This window comes from Pseudomonas sp. MPC6 (genome assembly GCF_006094435.1).
Lineage (GTDB): Bacteria > Pseudomonadota > Gammaproteobacteria > Pseudomonadales > Pseudomonadaceae > Aquipseudomonas.
Genome location: NZ_CP034783.1, coordinates 2,100,445 through 2,116,902 on the forward strand (window position 1 = coordinate 2,100,445; position 16,458 = coordinate 2,116,902).

Annotated in this window: 18 protein-coding genes and 4 tRNA genes; 11 read left to right on the top strand and 11 right to left on the bottom strand. The window is 61.0% G+C overall.

Annotated features, from left to right (window positions below; genetic code table 11):
- Nucleotides 1–63: 63 nt before the first annotated feature.
- The 11 genes from gltX to ELQ88_RS11930 all read left to right on the top strand — a co-directional run bounded on the left by gltX (nt 64) and on the right by ELQ88_RS11930 (nt 7,468).
- Nucleotides 64–1,545 carry a glutamate--tRNA ligase gene (gltX, locus tag ELQ88_RS11880; protein WP_128869426.1) on the top strand — a complete coding sequence of 494 codons (1,482 nt, stop codon included), beginning with the start codon at nt 64–66 and terminating at the stop codon, nt 1,543–1,545.
- A gap of 94 nt (nt 1,546–1,639) precedes the next feature.
- Complete coding sequence (locus ELQ88_RS11885) at nt 1,640–2,668, top strand: IS110 family transposase (RefSeq protein ID WP_138964776.1); 1,029 nt, start codon at nt 1,640–1,642, stop codon at nt 2,666–2,668.
- A 485-nt stretch (nt 2,669–3,153) separates the two neighbouring features.
- Nucleotides 3,154–3,229 (top strand) — tRNA-Ala (locus tag ELQ88_RS11890).
- Nucleotides 3,230–3,308: 79 nt separating this feature from the next.
- A tRNA-Glu gene (locus ELQ88_RS11895) sits at nt 3,309–3,384 on the top strand.
- A gap of 53 nt (nt 3,385–3,437) precedes the next feature.
- A tRNA-Ala gene (locus ELQ88_RS11900) sits at nt 3,438–3,513 on the top strand.
- Nucleotides 3,514–3,593: 80 nt separating this feature from the next.
- Nucleotides 3,594–3,669: transfer RNA gene (locus ELQ88_RS11905), tRNA-Glu, on the top strand.
- A 183-nt stretch (nt 3,670–3,852) separates the two neighbouring features.
- Nucleotides 3,853–4,392 carry a TetR/AcrR family transcriptional regulator gene (locus ELQ88_RS11910; RefSeq protein ID WP_138965214.1) on the top strand — a complete coding sequence of 180 codons (540 nt, stop codon included), beginning with the start codon at nt 3,853–3,855 and terminating at the stop codon, nt 4,390–4,392.
- Between the two features lie 31 nt (nt 4,393–4,423).
- Nucleotides 4,424–5,257 carry an alpha/beta fold hydrolase gene (locus tag ELQ88_RS11915; protein ID WP_128869424.1) on the top strand — a complete coding sequence of 278 codons (834 nt, stop codon included), beginning with the start codon at nt 4,424–4,426 and terminating at the stop codon, nt 5,255–5,257.
- A gap of 46 nt (nt 5,258–5,303) precedes the next feature.
- The gene (locus ELQ88_RS11920; protein WP_138965216.1) at nt 5,304–5,753 is read left to right on the top strand and encodes a thioesterase family protein; all 450 of its coding nucleotides are present in this window, start codon (nt 5,304–5,306) and stop codon (nt 5,751–5,753) included.
- Between the two features lie 180 nt (nt 5,754–5,933).
- Nucleotides 5,934–6,893: a tRNA-dihydrouridine synthase gene (locus tag ELQ88_RS11925; RefSeq protein WP_128869422.1), complete on the top strand. Its 960-nt coding sequence runs from the start codon at nt 5,934–5,936 to the stop codon at nt 6,891–6,893.
- 122 nt (nt 6,894–7,015) lie between these two features.
- A complete protein-coding gene (locus ELQ88_RS11930; RefSeq protein WP_138965218.1) occupies nt 7,016–7,468 on the top strand; it encodes an Hsp20 family protein in 453 nt (150 codons plus the stop codon).
- Between the two features lie 101 nt (nt 7,469–7,569).
- On the opposite strand, the gene ELQ88_RS11935 is transcribed toward ELQ88_RS11930, so the two are convergent.
- The 11 genes from ELQ88_RS11935 to ELQ88_RS34605 form a co-directional block, all read right to left on the bottom strand.
- Complete coding sequence (locus ELQ88_RS11935; protein ID WP_128869420.1) at nt 7,570–8,502, bottom strand: phosphatidate cytidylyltransferase; 933 nt, start codon at nt 8,500–8,502, stop codon at nt 7,570–7,572.
- 1 nt (nt 8,503) lies between these two features.
- A complete protein-coding gene (locus ELQ88_RS11940) occupies nt 8,504–9,124 on the bottom strand; it encodes a lysophospholipid acyltransferase family protein (protein ID WP_138965220.1) in 621 nt (206 codons plus the stop codon).
- Nucleotides 9,125–9,133: 9 nt separating this feature from the next.
- On the bottom strand, nt 9,134–9,589 hold the full coding sequence (locus ELQ88_RS11945) for a hypothetical protein (protein WP_138965222.1): 456 nt from the start codon (nt 9,587–9,589) through the stop codon (nt 9,134–9,136).
- Nucleotides 9,579–10,922: a phosphatase PAP2/dual specificity phosphatase family protein gene (locus ELQ88_RS11950; protein WP_138965224.1), complete on the bottom strand. Its 1,344-nt coding sequence runs from the start codon at nt 10,920–10,922 to the stop codon at nt 9,579–9,581. The genes ELQ88_RS11945 and ELQ88_RS11950 overlap by 11 nt, the downstream gene beginning before the upstream one ends.
- Entirely contained in the window at nt 10,922–12,676 is a 1,755-nt protein-coding gene (locus ELQ88_RS11955; protein WP_138965226.1) for a bifunctional alpha/beta hydrolase/class I SAM-dependent methyltransferase, read from the bottom strand. Before ELQ88_RS11955 ends, ELQ88_RS11950 begins: the two co-directional genes overlap by 1 nt.
- A 10-nt stretch (nt 12,677–12,686) precedes the next feature.
- The gene (locus ELQ88_RS11960; RefSeq protein WP_138965228.1) at nt 12,687–13,310 is read right to left on the bottom strand and encodes a CDP-alcohol phosphatidyltransferase family protein; all 624 of its coding nucleotides are present in this window, start codon (nt 13,308–13,310) and stop codon (nt 12,687–12,689) included.
- Between the two features lie 139 nt (nt 13,311–13,449).
- Nucleotides 13,450–14,067, bottom strand: coding sequence for a hypothetical protein (locus tag ELQ88_RS11965; RefSeq protein WP_138965230.1), 618 nt, complete (start codon nt 14,065–14,067; stop codon nt 13,450–13,452).
- Nucleotides 14,064–14,258 carry a hypothetical protein gene (locus ELQ88_RS11970; RefSeq protein WP_138965232.1) on the bottom strand — a complete coding sequence of 65 codons (195 nt, stop codon included), beginning with the start codon at nt 14,256–14,258 and terminating at the stop codon, nt 14,064–14,066. The genes ELQ88_RS11965 and ELQ88_RS11970 overlap by 4 nt, the downstream gene beginning before the upstream one ends.
- An 8-nt stretch (nt 14,259–14,266) precedes the next feature.
- Nucleotides 14,267–14,872, bottom strand: a complete 606-nt coding sequence (locus tag ELQ88_RS11975) for a hypothetical protein (RefSeq protein WP_128869747.1) — start codon at nt 14,870–14,872, stop codon at nt 14,267–14,269.
- Complete coding sequence (locus ELQ88_RS34600; RefSeq protein ID WP_228761597.1) at nt 14,869–15,687, bottom strand: hypothetical protein; 819 nt, start codon at nt 15,685–15,687, stop codon at nt 14,869–14,871. Before ELQ88_RS34600 ends, ELQ88_RS11975 begins: the two co-directional genes overlap by 4 nt.
- A gap of 9 nt (nt 15,688–15,696) precedes the next feature.
- Nucleotides 15,697–16,332, bottom strand: coding sequence for a PAAR domain-containing protein (locus ELQ88_RS34605; protein WP_228761598.1), 636 nt, complete (start codon nt 16,330–16,332; stop codon nt 15,697–15,699).
- Between the last annotated feature and the right edge of the window lie 126 nt (nt 16,333–16,458).

A 16,458-nucleotide genomic window follows, 5' to 3' on the forward strand; every position in this document is an offset into this window, starting at 1 on the left:
CCTGCGCCTGTTACCATTCGCCCCCTGTTTTATCTTCGCTTTTCATTCTTTTCGAGACATGCCATGACCACCGTCCGCACTCGCATCGCGCCATCGCCTACCGGGGATCCCCACGTAGGTACCGCTTACATCGCTTTGTTCAACTACTGCTTTGCCAAGCAGCACGGCGGTGAGTTCATCCTGCGGATCGAGGACACCGATCAATTGCGTTCGACCCGCGAGTCCGAACAGCAGATTTTCGACGCCCTGCGCTGGCTGGGCATCGACTGGAGCGAAGGCCCGGACGTCGGCGGCCCGCATGGTCCTTACCGGCAGAGCGAGCGCGGCGACATCTATCAGAAGTACTGCCAGCAGCTGGTCGAGATGGGCCATGCCTTCCCGTGCTTCTGCACCGCCGAAGAGCTGGACCAGATGCGTGCCGAGCAAATGGCCCGTGGCGAAACCCCGCGTTACGACGGCCGTGCGCTGTTGCTGTCCAAGGAAGAAGTGGCTGCCCGCCTGGCCGCTGGCGAACCGCATGTGATCCGCATGAAGGTGCCGAGCGAAGGCGTCTGCGTGGTGCCGGACATGCTGCGGGGCGACGTCGAGATCCCGTGGGATCGCATGGACATGCAAGTGCTGATGAAGACCGACGGCCTGCCGACGTACTTCCTGGCCAACGTGGTCGACGACCATCTGATGGGCATCACCCACGTCCTGCGCGGTGAAGAATGGCTGCCATCGGCGCCGAAGCTGATCCTGCTGTACGAATACTTTGGCTGGGAACAGCCGGAGCTGTGCTACATGCCGCTGCTGCGTAACCCGGACAAGAGCAAGCTGTCCAAGCGCAAGAACCCGACCTCGGTCACGTTCTACGAGCGCATGGGTTTCATGCCGGAAGCCATGCTCAACTACCTCGGCCGCATGGGCTGGTCGATGCCGGACGAGCGCGAGAAGTTCTCGCTGCAGGAAATGGTCGACCACTTCGACCTGAAGCGCGTGTCCCTCGGCGGGCCGATTTTCGACATCGAGAAGCTGTCTTGGCTCAACGGCCAGTGGCTGCGTGACCTGCCGGTGGAAGAGTTCGCTGCGCGCCTGCAAACCTGGGCGCTGAACCCTGAATACATGATGAAGATCGCGCCGCACGTGCAAGGCCGGGTCGAAACCTTCAGCCAGGTGGCACCGCTGGCCGGGTTCTTCTTCGCCGGTGGGGTCAATCCGGACGCCAAGCTGTTCGAATCGAAGAAGCTCTCGGGTGATCAGGTTCGCCAGTTGATGCAGTTGATCCTGTGGAAGCTCGAAAGCCTGCGCCAGTGGGAGAAGGACAACATCACCGCGACGATCCAGGCGGTGGTCGACTCCCTGGAGCTGAAGTTGCGTGACGCCATGCCACTGATGTTCGCCGCGATCACCGGCCAGGCCAGCTCGGTGTCGGTGCTCGATGCGATGGAGATCCTCGGTCCGGACCTGACCCGTTTCCGTCTGCGCCAGGCCATCGACCTGCTGGGCGGCGTGTCGAAGAAAGAAAACAAGGAGTGGGAAAAACTGCTGGGCGCGATTGCCTGATCCTGCGTACCTGAAATTAATGAAATGGCTACCCCCGCCGCCCCCTGTGATCGCCCACTAAGCTTTCACAGGGGGCTCATCGGAGATCATTGCCATGAACAACGTAGCTATCGCCGCCATCGACCTGGGAAAACATACCTTTCACCTGCATGCGCAAGATGATCGTGGGCACGAGGTTTGCCGCAAAAAATTTACACGGGCGGCGCTCACGCAGCATCTGAGCAATCTCGCCCCCTGCACCGTCGTGATGGAAGCCTGTGGCGGCGCCCACTTCATGGCGCAAGAGGTCGCTAGGCTGGGGCATACACCCAAGTTAATTGCCCCTCATCTGGTACGCCCTTATGTGAAAAGCAACAAAAACGACTTCGCTGACGCCGAGGCAATCTGCGAAGCAGCAACTCGCCCGACGATGCGCTTCGTGCCCCCCAAAACCCAGGCCCAGCAGGCGCTGGCTATGCTCAACTCGACCCGTGATGCGTTCATCAAAGACCGCACCGCCACCGTCAACCGGATTCATGCCGCCCTGCTGGAGGTCGGCGTCAGCCTGGCCCCAGGCTTCAAATCCATCAAAGATCTCCCGGCGCTGCTTGAAGCGAGTTCATTTTCAGAATGCATCAAAAAGATTCTGACGACGCTTTATGAGCACTTCGACTATCTGAACGGGCGAATCAAAAACCTGGACAAGGACGTGGAGTGCCAGGCCGCTGAAGATGATCTGGCGGCTCGTTTGATGACCATGCCCTGTGTCGGCCCGATCACCTCCAGCGCCCTGGCTGCCGAGCTCGGTGATGGCAAGCAGTTCAAATGCGGACGAGGTTATGCAGCCTCCATCGGATTGGTGCCCAAACAACATTCCACAGGTGACAAAACCGTGCTTTTGGGCATCAGCAAACGCGGCGATCGAAACCAGCGGCGCCTGCTCATTCAGTGCGCGCGGGTTTATTTGATAAATCTGGAGCATCAGAAAGGCGCTTTGGCGGATTGGGTCCGTCAGCTCTTGGCGTCCCGCCATCACTCCAATCTTGTGGTCTGTGCATTGGCCAACAAGCTGGCACGAATCGCTTGGGCGATTGCGGCCCACCACTCTGAATTCGATGCGGGGCCAGCCGCGATGAACGCCTGACCCCGCTGTCACCCGAGCACCACCTACCTGGTTTTGCGATGCTGGATAACTGATGACGTGAACGGCCAACCGGCCTGACGACAACCCTGAGCTCCTACACGGCTGAAAGGCCGTCAAATTAATTAGGATCGTTGGGCATCGATTCTCATCGAGGCGCGGGGCCATCACCCCACTCAGACGCCGGATAGATGAAAGCAAGCCAAACACGACATCAACAACAGTATTGCAGAAAAGGGGGTAACCATAGATGTAGGAGCCGGCTTGCCGGCGAAAGCGGCCTCGAGCCTTGCGATGCCAGTGAAAACGCTTTCGCCAGCAAGCCGGCTCCTACAGCGATCATTCCTGAACCCCGGTGTTTCCGGGGGGAGGGCGGTAAGTGATTGTTATGTCGGCAAAAAACTTTGAAATATTTCAAAAATAAATTTGACAGGCTTTCGATACGCCCTTAAGATTCGCCCCGTCCTCAGCGATGACATCAACGATGAGGGGCTATAGCTCAGCTGGGAGAGCGCTTGCATGGCATGCAAGAGGTCGACGGTTCGATCCCGTCTAGCTCCACCAATTTACACTTCAAGGCCTGGCCACACCGGCCTTGAAGCGATCAACACTCAGCGTTGATCAGTTGTATAGAAGGGTTTGCGTCCCCTTCGTCTAGTGGCCTAGGACACCGCCCTTTCACGGCGGTAACAGGGGTTCGAGTCCCCTAGGGGACGCCAGTTTTACAGAAGCGATGTTGCAAGATGTCGCTCCGCCGCGAGGCGAAAAATCCGGGGCTTTAGCTCAGCTGGGAGAGCGCCTGCATGGCATGCAGGAGGTCAGCGGTTCGATCCCGCTAAGCTCCACCAATTTTACAGTTCAAGGTCTGGCCACACCGGCCTTGAATCGATCAGCTCTCAGCACTGATCAGTTGTATAGAAGGTTTTGCGTCCCCTTCGTCTAGTGGCCTAGGACACCGCCCTTTCACGGCGGTAACAGGGGTTCGAGTCCCCTAGGGGACGCCACGATTACCCGCTCTGCGGGATTTATAGGGGTCATTCAATCATTGAATGGCCCTTTTGTTTGTCTGGCGTTTGGCCAAATCCCCCTCTTTCTCTCAAACTGTTCTTCAGACCAGCGGTCACATCCACGACTTGCGGAAAATTATTATGAGAATAATATTCTAGTCGTAATATTCGGAGGCAACGATGAACGATAAAAAAGCTCAAACCCGCGAACGCATTCTCAAGGCCGCCAGCACCGCGCTGATCCAGCGCGGCCCGGCCGAACCGAGCGTGGGCGAAGTGATGGGCGCCGCCGGCCTGACCGTCGGCGGTTTCTACGCCCACTTCGACAGCAAGGACGCGATGATGCTGGAAGCGTTCAAGCAATTGCTCAGCCATCGCCGTGGCCTGATTGCCGACATGGATGCCGAGTTGACCGGTGAAGAGCGTCGCGCCCTGGTCGCTGCGTTCTACCTGTCACGCAGGCACCGTGATTCCTCTGAGTCCGCGTGCCCGATCCCGGCGTCTGTCGGCGAGCTGGGCCGGCTGCCGGACGAATTTCGCGTGGCCTTGAATGAGCATGTGGAAATGATGGTCGCGCAGTTGGCGGCCAGCCCCGAAGAGACCGACAAAGCCTTGGCCGACATGGCCTTGATGGTCGGTGGCCTGGCCCTGGCACGCGCGCTGGGGCCGGGCGAGTTGTCCGATCGACTGCTGCGCGCCGCCAAGTCGGCGGTGCTGTGACCTGAAGGCGTTAGCCTGGGGAGTGAGAGCGATGAGCACGTTGAAGTGGGTTCGTGGCGTTAATGGCACTTTGGGCTGGTTCGCACCGAAACTGGTGGCGAGCAAAATGCGACTGGCGTTCATGACGCCGCGGGACCTGCCGCCGCGTGACTGGGAATTGCCGCTGTTGGCCAAATCCGAACGGATCACCTTGCGCTTCGGCCTCTCGGCCTTGCGTTGGGGGCAGGGCCCGGCGGTGTTGCTGATGCACGGTTGGGAAGGGCGGCCGACGCAGTTCGCCAGCCTGATCACCGCGCTGGTCGATGCCGGTTATACCGTGGTGGCCCTGGACGGTCCCGCCCACGGTCGCTCCCCAGGCAACGAAGCGAATCTGGTGCTGTTCGCCCGGGCCATGCTCGAGGCGGCTGCCGAGTTGCCGCCCCTGCAGGCGGTGATCGGGCATTCCATGGGCGGCGCCAGTGCCATGCTCGCCGTGCAGCTGGGCTTGCGTACCGAAACTTTGGTGACCATTGCCGCCCCGGCACGCATCCTCGGGGTGCTGCGCGGTTTCGCGCGGTATGTGCGGCTGCCGCCCAAAGCCCGTTCGGCCTTCATTCGTCAGGTCGAGAGAGACGTGGGCATGCGCGCCGCGACGCTGGATGTCGCGCACTATCAGCTCGACATGCCCGGCCTGATCGTGCATGCCGAAGACGACAATTTTGTCTCGGTCAAGGAATCCCAGCTGATCCACGAAGCCTGGTTCGACAGCCGCCTGTTGCGCCTGGAAGAGGGCGGTCATCAACGGGTGCTGGCCGATCCCCGGGTGATCGATGGCGTGCTGGCACTGCTGTCCGGTCGGAGCCTGCAATCGCGCCAATCGGCCTGAGCATCCGTTACACTCCCGGTCGACATCATCTGACCGGGAGTGGAGCATGGGCTGGGATCGGGCAACGCCGTTTATCATTGATCTGCAAGTGGGCGCCGAGGACATCGACGGGCTGGGTCACGCCAATAACGCGGTGTATGTGACCTGGCTCGAACGCTGCGCCTGGCGTCACTCCCAGCGGCTCGGCCTGGACCTGGTCGAGTACCGGCGGCTGGACCGCGCGATGGCGGTGGTGCGGCACGAGATCGATTACCTGGCGGCCGCCTATGAAGACGACGAGCTGCAATTGGCGACCTGGATCGTCGATTGGGACCAGCGCCTGAAAATGACCCGGCACTTCCAGTTGAAACGCCCCAGCGACAACACCACGTTGCTGCGGGCGCAGACCACCTTTGTCTGTATCGAGTTGTCGACCGGCAAGCCCAAGCGCATGCCGGCGGAGTTTATCGAGGGTTATGGTCCGGCGTTGCAGATGTTGGATACAACCAACATCTGATCATTGTAGGAGCGAGCTTGCTCGCGAAAAACCTGAGAGCGTTGCGTGGAGTCAGGCTGGTCGCGTTATCGTTGACGTCCATCGCGAGCAAGCTAGCTCCTACAGGGGATCTGCGATGTTCTGCAGATTTTCCGCGTAATCCAGTAAACTGCCGCACGTTTTTCGTCGAGTGTGTTTTTCATGCAAATTGCTTTGGCGCCCATGGAGGGGTTGGTCGACAACATCCTGCGGGACGTGCTGACCCGTGTGGGCGGTATCGACTGGTGCGTGACCGAGTTCATCCGGATCAACGACCAGCTGCTCACCCCTGCCTATTACCACAAGTTCGGTCCGGAACTGCTGACCGGCGCCCGGACGGCCTCCGGCGTGCCGTTGCGGGTGCAGTTGCTCGGGTCCGACCCGGTGTGCCTGGCGGAAAACGCCGCGCTGGCCTGCGAGCTCGGTTCCGAGGTCATCGACCTCAACTTCGGCTGCCCGGCCAAGACCGTCAACAAGTCCCGTGGCGGTGCGGTATTGCTCAAGGAACCGGAACTGCTCAACGAGATCGTCGAACACGTGCGTCGCGCGGTGCCGGCGCACATCCCGGTGACCGCCAAGATGCGCCTCGGTTTCGACAGCCCGGACGGTGCCCTGGTCTGCGCCACGGCCCTGGCCGAAGGCGGCGCGGCGCACATTGTGGTGCATGCGCGGACCAAGACCGATGGCTACAAGCCGCCGGCCCATTGGGAGTGGATCCCGCGGGTGCAGGACGTGGTCAAGGTGCCGGTGTTTGCCAATGGCGATATCTGGAGCGTCGAGGACTGGCGCCGTTGCCGCGAAATCAGCGGAGTGGAAGACATCATGCTCGGTCGCGGCCTGGTCTCGCGCCCCGACCTGGCCCGGCAAATCGCTGCCGCGCGCGCCGGTGAGGAAGTGGTCGAGATGACCTGGGCCGAACTGCTGCCGCTGATCCAGGACTTCTGGCTGCAGGCCAAGGCGCAGATGACCGCGCGGCAATCGCCGGGTCGCTTGAAGCAGTGGCTGGCGATGCTGACCCGCAATTATCCCGAAGCGGTAGAGCTGTTCACTGTCCTGCGCCGTGAAACCGAACTGGATCAGGTCTCGCGTTTACTGGGGCTGCAGGTGGCCGAAGCGGCCTGAAAAAAATCTGAAAAACCCCTCTTGAAAACCAGTCAGCGGTCCCTATTTTGGAATTACGCGATGCCGAATTCGGGTCGCGGAGACAAAAAAACTTGCTGATCTGTTTTCAGGAGATTTGAATCATGAGCACTGCATTTTCCATGGCCCCACTGTTCCGTTCCTCGGTGGGCTTCGACCGTTTCAACGACCTGTTCGAAACCGCCCTGCGCAACGAACCAGGCAGCACCTATCCACCCTACAACGTGGAAAAACACGGCGACGACCAATACCGCATCGTCGTGGCAGCCGCCGGCTTCCAGGAAGAAGACCTGGAGCTGCAAGTGGAAAAAGGTGTGCTGACCATCAGTGGCGGCGGTAAACGTGACGTGAATGAAGGCGTCACTTACCTGTACCAGGGCATCGCCCAGCGAGCCTTCAAACTGTCCTTCCGTCTGGCGGACCACATCCAGATCCAGGCCGCCGACCTGAGCAACGGTCTGTTGAGCATCGACCTGTTGCGGGTGGTTCCGGAAGAGGCGAAAGCCAAACGCATCCCGATCAATAACGGGACGCAAAAGCCGGCTCTGCAGCATTGAGCCGGACCCCGGGCAGGGTCGTCCGAGTACGACGCGCCCGGCTGAAGCAAAAAGACCCCGACTTGTCGGGGTCTTTTTTTTGCGGGGCTGGAGTGGATGAATCAGGTCCACCCATACCGGACCAGGTGAAAGAAGATCGGTGCCGCAAAGCACACTGAATCCAGGCGGTCGAGCATGCCGCCGTGACCTTCGATCATGTGCCCCCAATCCTTCACGCCACGGTCGCGCTTGATCGCCGACATCACAATGCCGCCGGCGAACCCCAGCAGGTTGATCAGCAGGGCGATGAGCAGTGACTGCCAGGGATTGAACGGCGTGATCCACCACAAGGCACAACCGATCAACGACGCCAGGAGGATGCCGCCGACAAAGCCTTCCACCGTCTTGGACGGCGACAGGTTGGGGGCGATCTTGCGTTTGCCGAACAGTTTTCCGCAGACGTACTGCAGGACATCCGACATCTGCACCACGATCACCAGGTAGGCGATCAACAGCAGGTTTCGCCCTTCATAGCCGGCGATATCCAGGGTCAGCAGGGCGGGTACGTGGGACACACAGAACACCGCGATCATCAGGCCCCATTGGACTTTCGAGGCGCGTTCGAGAAAGTGCGTGCTGTCGCCGCCCAGGGACGCGAGGATCGGCAGGAGCAGGAACACGTACACCGGAATGAAGATCGAAAACAGCCCGTACCAGTCGTAGTAGATGAGCAGGTACTGCAGCGGCAGTGCCAGGTAGAACGCGGCCACCAGTGCCGGGTAGTCGCTGCGGCGGGTCGGCGTGAGGGTCATGAATTCGCGCAGGGCATAGAAAGACACGGTGTAGAACAACAGGATCACCGCCGTGGTGCCGAGCCAGAAGGCGATTCCGATCACCAGCACCATGACCCACCAGGCATTGATCCGGGCGTTGAGGTTGTCGATCACCGGGTTCGCCGTGCCGCCCGCGCGCCGCTTGAGAATGAAACCGATCACCGAGGCCAGCAGCAGAAACGCGCCAATCCCGCCAAACAACATCAGGGTTTGTCTGTCCATGTCAGGCTTGCTCCTCGGCCAGGCTCAACAGCGCGTCGCGGCTGCGTTCGAGAAATTGCGCCTTGGTTTCTTCTTCGCCAAGGGCCAGGGCGGCGCCAAAGCTGATGGTGCATAACAGCGGCAGCGGCAGGACGCGGCCTTTGGGCATGACGCGGTTGAGGTTGGCGATCCACACCGGAATCAATTGCGCCTGGGGGTACGCTTTTGCCAGGTGGTACAGCCCGCTTTTGAACGGCAGCAGGCCCTCCTCGGGGTTGCGTGTGCCTTCGGGGAAAATAATCAGCGAATCGCCGTTTTTCAGGGCATCGAGCATCGGTTGCAAGGGGTTGTAGTCGGTCTCCTTGCGTTCACGGTCGACCATTACGCCATTGAACACCCGGTTGATGATGTAGCGGCGCAGCGGGCTTTTGAGCCAGTAATCCGCGCCGGCCACCGGCCGGGTGATACTGCGCAAGGCGGGCGGCAAGGACGCCCACAACAACACGAAGTCGCCATGGCTGCTGTGGTTGGCGAAATAGATGCGCTGCACCGCCTGCGGCGCACAGCCGAGCCACAGGCTGCGGGCGCCGGTGAGCAGGCGGGCGCCCGAGATGATGAGGGTGGCAACCGCGGTTGCGAGCATGAAAACTCCTTATCCAGCAAAGGTCAGCCAGGGGCCGGCCATAATGAAAACCAGGGTCAGCAGCACTTGTGCCGCCACCAGCAATGCCTGGCGGCGTAACAACGTCAGAGCGCCAGAGATCCGTTCGTGCCAGGGACGACCGCCACGGTCGGCGGGCTGCAGGCCCAGTGCCGTCAGCGCATGGTCCAGGGCCTGGGTGCGTTCGGGAAGGTCTTGTGCACAGGCGGCCAGGTGCTGGAACAGATCGGCATCGAACGCGACCCGCAGTGCCCAGTATTTTTGCCACAGGCCCAGCACCAGCAGCGCGCCGCTGCAGGTCAACCCCCAGGTTCCCGGGCTGGCCACGACATATTGGCCCAGGCCGAGCAGGGCCCCCAGCAGCGTCAGCCCGGTAGACAGCCGGTCCAGCGAACCACCACGGCGCAACAGGCTGGCGGTCGCTTGCAGCTGCATTTCAGTGGACACAGGCGTGCTCCGTGATCATGGGTAACTGCTGCAGCACCTGCCGGTGCGCACTGCTCAGCACGATCCCCGGACGTGCACGCTGAATCAGCAGGATGGCGTCATCGACACTGGCGGCCCTGCCGCTGCGCAGCAGCCACGCGGCGACAGCCATGGCACTGCGTGAATAGCCCAGGGCGCAGCAGACCAGCAGCCGACCTTGCTGGCGCAGGCTTTCGATCGCCTCGGCCGCTGCCTGGCATTGCGCGGCGGTGGGTACCGTCAGGTCCAGTACCGGCAGCGAGCGGTAAGTGACCGAGTCCGCGTTCAGCGATAGCTCAGCACACAGATCGAGCACCGCCCGAAAGGGCGAGTGCTGCAGTTCCTGTCGACCTGGCAGGCGTCCGAGCCAGACGTCATCGGTCACCCGGTCGGGCTGCGGGTGGTGGCGGGTCCACAGGCGCGAGTTGAGCCGCGCCGCCGCGAGGTAGGGGGCCAGCAGCCAGCGTGCCGCGGGGGACAGACGTCCGTCGGCACGTTTCTGGAAACCGCGGGCATCCAGCACGGCGTAATTGAGCGCTACCAGCAACAAGGCCACCGCGGGCCAGATCAACCACAGCCACGCGCCCCTCAAGGAAAAGGCCGGGATCATGAAGGCTGCGGCACCCAAGCTGTAATACAGCGCCAGTTGCCAGCGTTTTTTATCCACAGCCAGGCGAGCACCGTGCAGAGGGCCGGGACCCTCCAGTGGCCACAACCAGACGCACAGCCAGCCGAGCAGCGCACCGGTGGGCAGGTCGACGAAATGGTGCTGGTAAGTGGTCAGCACCGACACCCCGATCAGGATGAACCAGCCATGCATCAGTCCGCGCCACAGCCCCTGCAAGTGCCGCTGGTAGCAACTCCATAACACCACCAGCAGCGCGATGTGCAGGGAGGGCGCCTGATTGAACGGCTTGTCGAAACCTGCCAGGACATCGAACAGCCAGCCGAACACGCCGTCCAGTTCGGGCCGGGCAAAGGTGAAGCGCAACGGCCAGATCAGAAAACAACTGACCGCGATCAACTGGGCGGTGATCAGGCGCAGGGCATGGCGCCTGAGTTCCAGGCGACTGGCGGGCAGCAACAGCGACAGGCCGTAGAGCAGGTCAATGGACCAGTACGGGACGATGCTCCAGGCCCAGAACGGCATCCGGGTTTCCCAGTCGAACACCAGGCTGGCGACCTCGTCCCGTTGAGTGGTGACCCAGGTGGCGAAGCCGTAGGTGGCGAAGAACAGCGGGGCCAACAGCAACAGCCAGAGCAGTGCCGGTTTCAACAGGCCGGGTTCGCGTCCGAATGGGGCATTCAGGGGCATCATTGCACCCGTTGCGCCAGGGATACGCTGAAAATGCCCCATTCATCGACCCGCATGCCGATCTTGCGAAAGCCGGCGGCGGCTACCAGTTGGTCCATTTCCGCCTGGGTACGCCGGCGCATGACCCAGGCCTGGCCTTCACGGTGACTGGTCAAGGCGCGGGCGATCAGTTCCAGCTGCGGGTGCCAGGGTTGGCCGGTGTAGACCAGATAACCACCGGGTTCCACGGCGTCGGCCAGTCCGGCGAGAGAGCCGCTGACCCTCTGGTTGTCGGCGAACAGCTCGTACAGGCCGGACACCACCGCCAGGGTCGGCTTGGGATCGAGTGCGGCGAGGTCGGCGCGGTCGAAGGCATCGCCCTTGACGAATCGGGCGATGGCGTCCAGGCCTTTGTCGCGGATCAGCGCACCGCCGTCGCGCACGTTGATGTCGCTGTAGTCGCGCAACAGGATCGACTCGGGCAGCGGGTCGACACCCTGCAAGGCTTCCAGAATATAGCGCCCGTGCCCGGCGGCAATGTCGACGATGCGCACTTCGCGACCCTGATCACGCAAGTGCGCCATGGCCAGGCGCAGCAGTTCTTCGACATGCAGCTTGCGTTGGCGAATGCCGCGCCAACCGATGGAGTCCAGGTAGTTACGATCGATCAGCCGGCCAACGGCGGACGTGCCGGTGGGCGTGTTGCGGTAGACGTAGTCCAGGGTACTGCCGGAATCGAAACCGCTGTCGAAACCCAGCTTGAGCCCGGACGACAGCCGGCTGCCGAGGCCCATGCCGGCGCGGGTCATGCGCCAGTACAGGTCACGCGGGGAATTGCGGGGCAATGGCGCGGCCAATGACTCTGATTCGGCGCAGGTCAGGCCCAGGCGGTCGGCGGCCAGCAGGGAAGGGCGGGCAGCCGGTTGTTCGAAGTTGTACAGGATAAAACGACGGACGCTGGCGACGGCAGTCTCGCGGCGTTGCTCACCCAAGGTGTCGTGGAAGAATCCCGGCAGCACATGTTTTTCCTTGTGCAGGCTGCCGAGACGCTCGAAGAACTGTTCCTGAGGTCGGCGATGCACCACGAAATCGGCGCCGGAAATCAACAGCTGCGTCGGCACCTGGATGGCCTGGGCATCGGCCACCACCCGCTCGGCAGCGTCGTAGAGGCCGAGCAGGACATTGACCGAAATCGCCTTGGTGATCAGCGGGTCGTTGTCGTAGCTGGCGACCCGTTGCGGGTCATGGCTGAGGAAACGCGCTTTAACGTAGCTGTTGACGAAAAAGTTGCCTCGCCACCGGCGCATCAGCGCCAGCCCCTGACGCGCGAAGGGCACGTAGAGCTTGACCTTGAACGCCGGTGACGCCAGCACCAGGGCGCGTATGCGTGGCGCGTAGTCGTGGACCCAGGTGGCCACGATCACCGCACCGACGCTCTGGGCAATTACCGCGATATTGTCTTCATCGATACCGTAAGCCGCGCCCAGGTGATCGCAGAAGGTCTGCACGTCACGCACGCTGGTGGCAAAACCCGGGCTGTCGCCCCGGGCACCGGGCGAGAGGCCATGACCGCGGGCGTCCCAGGCAAAGAAATCATGGTCGGGCAGATTCAGTTCATCCACCAGATGGGCAATGCGCCCGGAGTGTTCATGGCCGCGGTGAAACAACAGCACGGCCTGGCGTGGTTCGCCCGGGGCCGTGGTACCCGGCCAGTAGCGGTAAAACAATTCCACGCCGTCATGGGTGGTGAACGTCTGATGTTGGGCTTCGCGCATTGCACTGTCCTTATGCTGAAGAGGTGTCTTCGTGTACTTCCTTGAGGCCCTGGCGGACCCGATTGATCAGCGTGTAGACCAACAACACGGCGATGATCGCGAATACGGCGTTGATCCAAAGCGCGCTGATCCAGCCCAGGGCGATAGCGATCGCCACGACCCCCAGCACAAAAGCCCGATCACTTTTGCCCATGGGCCCGTCATAGCGCCGCGAAGCACCGACCATCGGCCCCAGCACGCCACTGTACTCGCTGAACAGGGCGAGCAGGGCGACCAGCAGCACCAGCCACAGGCTGACGCCCGGGAGCAGGGCGAACGGCAATATCAGCGCACAGTCGGCGACGATATCGCACAGCTCATTGAGATAGGCCCCCAGGTGCGACTGCTGGTTGAATTCCCGGGCGAGCATGCCATCGATGGCATTGAGCGCCATGCGCAGGATCATCCAGGCCGGCACCAGCCAAAATACCCAAGGGTGCTGGACGAAACCGGCAATCACCGCCCCCACCAGCACCGAGCCGATGCCTGCAATCAGGGTGATCTGGTTGGCGGTGGTGCCCTGGTTGAACAGTCGTTGCACCCATGGTCGCAGGAGGTTTTGAAACGCCGGTTTGATCTGGTAGATGCTGGGCACGTCGTTAGGATCTCAGGGGAAAACAGTGTGGGGGGTGAGTTTCGGGCGAGGCGATTTTTCAGTGTAGATGGGTTCTTGGGGGGAGCTCGTTCGGTTGACTGAGGAGATGCAAGCGGTGGGTCCGTCATCAAGGTGAGGGTCAAGGCTTCACCCAGGGTGTGGCAAGCTGCAGCTTTATAAGATAGCGCTCCTCTTTGGGGCGCTTATCGTCTCTGAAACGATTGACTACCAACATCACTTGATACTGGTTGCCCGCTTGCCAGTAAGAGGTGCCACCTTTGTTCACATCCCGCAATCGGGCTCGCCATTGGGCGGTATCGGCGAAGGGAGGATCGTAGTTGACTCGGATCGGTTCCCAGCCTGTTTGACGCCATTGCTCTTGCAAATCCAGCACGATCTTGAGTGTATCGTCGAGCAATAATGGCTCAAGTTGCGGAGACATCCACACACTGCTGACTGACTCATCTTTGTTGAAGCTGACCGTGAAAAAACGGGCCAGAGGGGTCACGAAACCGTACTGAGGATCTATGAAACGGAGACGGGCGTCCGATTTAGGCAAGCGTCCCCAGTAGTGCCCGGGAATGGCTGGACCAATGGCCGCGCTGGAGCGCTGGCGCATGTCTTCCCAAGGCTCGCCAATCATCAGTGCAATTTCCGGGTCATCCGAAAGCGCGTGGATCGCTGCCACGATGAGCAAAGCCGCGACGGCCATTGCCAAAACCCCACGTCGCCAACCTACGCCTCGCAGCAAGCTCATCGCACGCCCCGGCCTGCGGCAATGTCCTTAATCGACTTTTCGATCAGCTGGCGATCGGAGCGCTGTGGCTGCTCGTCAAACTGCGCCGGAGCCTGGAATCCGAAAGCCATGCGCTGATGGATATCGATGAAGTGCGCAGTGGAGCTACTGGCGAACCCAATGGGACATTCGTAATCAATGATTGGAGTCATGGCTTCACTCAGGGTGTGGCAAGCTGCAATGTGATGAGGTAGCGCTCCTCTGTTGGGCGTTTAATGTCCTTGAAACGATTGACCACCAACATTACTTGATACCTGTCGCTCGCTCGCCAATAAGCCTTGCCACCTTTGTTCACGTCCCGTAAGCGGGCACGCCATTGCGGCGTGTCGGCGAACGATGGAAAGTCCTGGAGCCGGATTGGCGTCCAGCCCCCTTGGCGCCATTGCTCCTGCAAACCCAGCACGACTTCGAGTGTGTCGTCGAGCAGCAGCGGTTCTACCTGCGGGGACATGCGGACACTTCTAACCAACTCGTCACTATTAAAACTAACTGTGAAGAAGCGGGCCGGCGGGGTCACAAACCCGTATTGGGGATCTATGAAACGAAGGCGAGCATCGGACTTCGGTATGTTGAACCATGAGTGCCCTGCAATGGCGGGATCAATGGTTGCACTGGAGCGCTGGCGCATGGCTTCGTAAGGTTCGCCAATCATCAGCGCAATTTCCAGATTATCGGAAAGCGCTTGTATCGCCGCCAGCGTAATAATGACAGCGACTGTCAGCGCTAACAGGCCCCGACGCCAACTCACGCGCTGCCTCAGACTCATCGCACGTCCCGGCCTGCGGCAATGTCTTGAATGGCCTGTTCGATCAGACGACGATCAGAATGCCGCAGCAGCTCATCGAACTGCGCCGCAGCCTTAAGCACGAAAGGCATGCGTTGCCGGACATCGGCCAAATTCGCAAGGCGATCATTGCTGAAGCCAATGGTGCGTTTATCATCGACTGGGCGGCACTGGCTGGCCAGGGTTAGTTCGATAGCCTCAGCGGCGCCGGACGGGACGCCGGTGATGTAGGAAACATGGTTGCCGCGCAGCAACCATACCAGTCCTTGGTCGCTGTACATCACTGGTTGCAGTATGTTGATCTGTTCGTGCTCGGCAAGCAGCACAACGCTTTCGGCGATATTGCCCGCCTCAATGGCTTTGAAAGCTTGCAGGATTTGCTTGTAGTCAGTACCGAATTTTAGTGTCTCCTGTGCGACCGGCCACAGCACCGGGTACTGCTTATGTCCATAAATATCGCTCCGAGATGGCAGGCAGGTGTCAAGCGCCTTCAACCCCCGCTCCTTGTAGAAAGCATGCAGCGGAAACACATCCAGAAACAACGTGGTATTGCCCATGGCCAGCATCTCGTACACGAAGTTGTACACCCGCTGTGCGTACGGCAATGCGTCGTCGCCGCCCCCGAAACGACTACCCGGCACCGGATTATTGCGGTCGGCTTGCTCGTAGTCGCGCTGCGCCTGCTCGAACTCCCGCAGTTTCGCCTGCCGTTCACGCTCACTGGGGCCGAGTAGTCCAAAGAAGCCTTTCCTGGCGCTGTTCTTCAAACGTTGTGCCGCTTTATATTCCGCCTGCATCTTTTCGATCTAACTCGCCGCATGCAGCAGGCCACACCCAACCTGCTTGGAAGCGAACGCCGCAAGTCCCGCCCATTGGAAACGCTGATCTTCCAGCCACAACTGCGCATAAGCGGCATTGATCGCGCGATTCCGCGCCTTGGGGTCGGCGATCAGTACGCCGCCCGGCGCTACTATGGCTTCGGCGCGTTGTTGATACCCGCGCCAGAGGTTCTGGCAGACCAGCCCCGGTAATTCACTGAAGGACGGTGAGGGCGCCGTTCGCGCCGGCGCATGGCTGGATGGGCGTGGTACTGGCGGATCATTGCGGGATGCCGGAGTGGCTGGCTGAGCGGCGGCACGGGTACCTTGCGGCGCAACGGCCTCCCTGGAGGAGTAAGTGGCCGTTTTTAGCGAGGGGATCAACTCGGCTCTGCAAGGGCAAGAGCTGAGGCTGTCCAGCGTACCGGCCAAGAACCGGCCCTTGCTTCGCATATGCGAAATCCCGCCGGCTATTGCGTAGGTCTTGCCGGTTATTCCGCAGGAAACCCTATCCCCGTCGCGGGCATGGTTTTCGCCAAACATCGTGATGCAGGGCTCTGCATCCAGCACCGTGCCGCCGCAGGTAGTCTTGTCGCCTTGGCGAATGTAATACCCGATGGCCATTGATAGAGGTCCTTGTCTGCTGGCGACTTGAGCGAGGCGCTTTGGCGCGCCTGCTGACGATCAACTTGCTCTGGGGCCCGAAGGAATTGGGGCAAGGCAAGGTGCAGCGCGAAGGGTCGGCGAAGG

Bases quoted from the DNA above. Each gene is read 5' to 3' on its own strand.
- gltX (WP_128869426.1), top strand. From the start codon at position 64: ATGACCACCGTCCGCACTCGCATCGCGCCATCGCCTACCGGGGATCCC.
- ELQ88_RS11885 (WP_138964776.1), top strand. From the start codon at position 1,640: ATGAACAACGTAGCTATCGCCGCCATCGACCTGGGAAAACATACCTTT.
- ELQ88_RS11910 (WP_138965214.1), top strand. From the start codon at position 3,853: ATGAACGATAAAAAAGCTCAAACCCGCGAACGCATTCTCAAGGCCGCC.
- ELQ88_RS11915 (WP_128869424.1), top strand. From the start codon at position 4,424: ATGAGCACGTTGAAGTGGGTTCGTGGCGTTAATGGCACTTTGGGCTGG.
- ELQ88_RS11920 (WP_138965216.1), top strand. From the start codon at position 5,304: ATGGGCTGGGATCGGGCAACGCCGTTTATCATTGATCTGCAAGTGGGC.
- ELQ88_RS11925 (WP_128869422.1), top strand. From the start codon at position 5,934: ATGCAAATTGCTTTGGCGCCCATGGAGGGGTTGGTCGACAACATCCTG.
- ELQ88_RS11930 (WP_138965218.1), top strand. From the start codon at position 7,016: ATGAGCACTGCATTTTCCATGGCCCCACTGTTCCGTTCCTCGGTGGGC.
- ELQ88_RS11935 (WP_128869420.1), bottom strand. From the start codon at position 8,502: ATGGACAGACAAACCCTGATGTTGTTTGGCGGGATTGGCGCGTTTCTG.
- ELQ88_RS11940 (WP_138965220.1), bottom strand. From the start codon at position 9,124: ATGCTCGCAACCGCGGTTGCCACCCTCATCATCTCGGGCGCCCGCCTG.
- ELQ88_RS11950 (WP_138965224.1), bottom strand. From the start codon at position 10,922: ATGCCCCTGAATGCCCCATTCGGACGCGAACCCGGCCTGTTGAAACCG.
- ELQ88_RS11955 (WP_138965226.1), bottom strand. From the start codon at position 12,676: ATGCGCGAAGCCCAACATCAGACGTTCACCACCCATGACGGCGTGGAA.
- ELQ88_RS11965 (WP_138965230.1), bottom strand. From the start codon at position 14,067: ATGAGCTTGCTGCGAGGCGTAGGTTGGCGACGTGGGGTTTTGGCAATG.
- ELQ88_RS11970 (WP_138965232.1), bottom strand. From the start codon at position 14,258: ATGACTCCAATCATTGATTACGAATGTCCCATTGGGTTCGCCAGTAGC.
- ELQ88_RS11975 (WP_128869747.1), bottom strand. From the start codon at position 14,872: ATGAGTCTGAGGCAGCGCGTGAGTTGGCGTCGGGGCCTGTTAGCGCTG.
- ELQ88_RS34600 (WP_228761597.1), bottom strand. From the start codon at position 15,687: ATGCAGGCGGAATATAAAGCGGCACAACGTTTGAAGAACAGCGCCAGG.
- ELQ88_RS34605 (WP_228761598.1), bottom strand. From the start codon at position 16,332: ATGGCCATCGGGTATTACATTCGCCAAGGCGACAAGACTACCTGCGGC.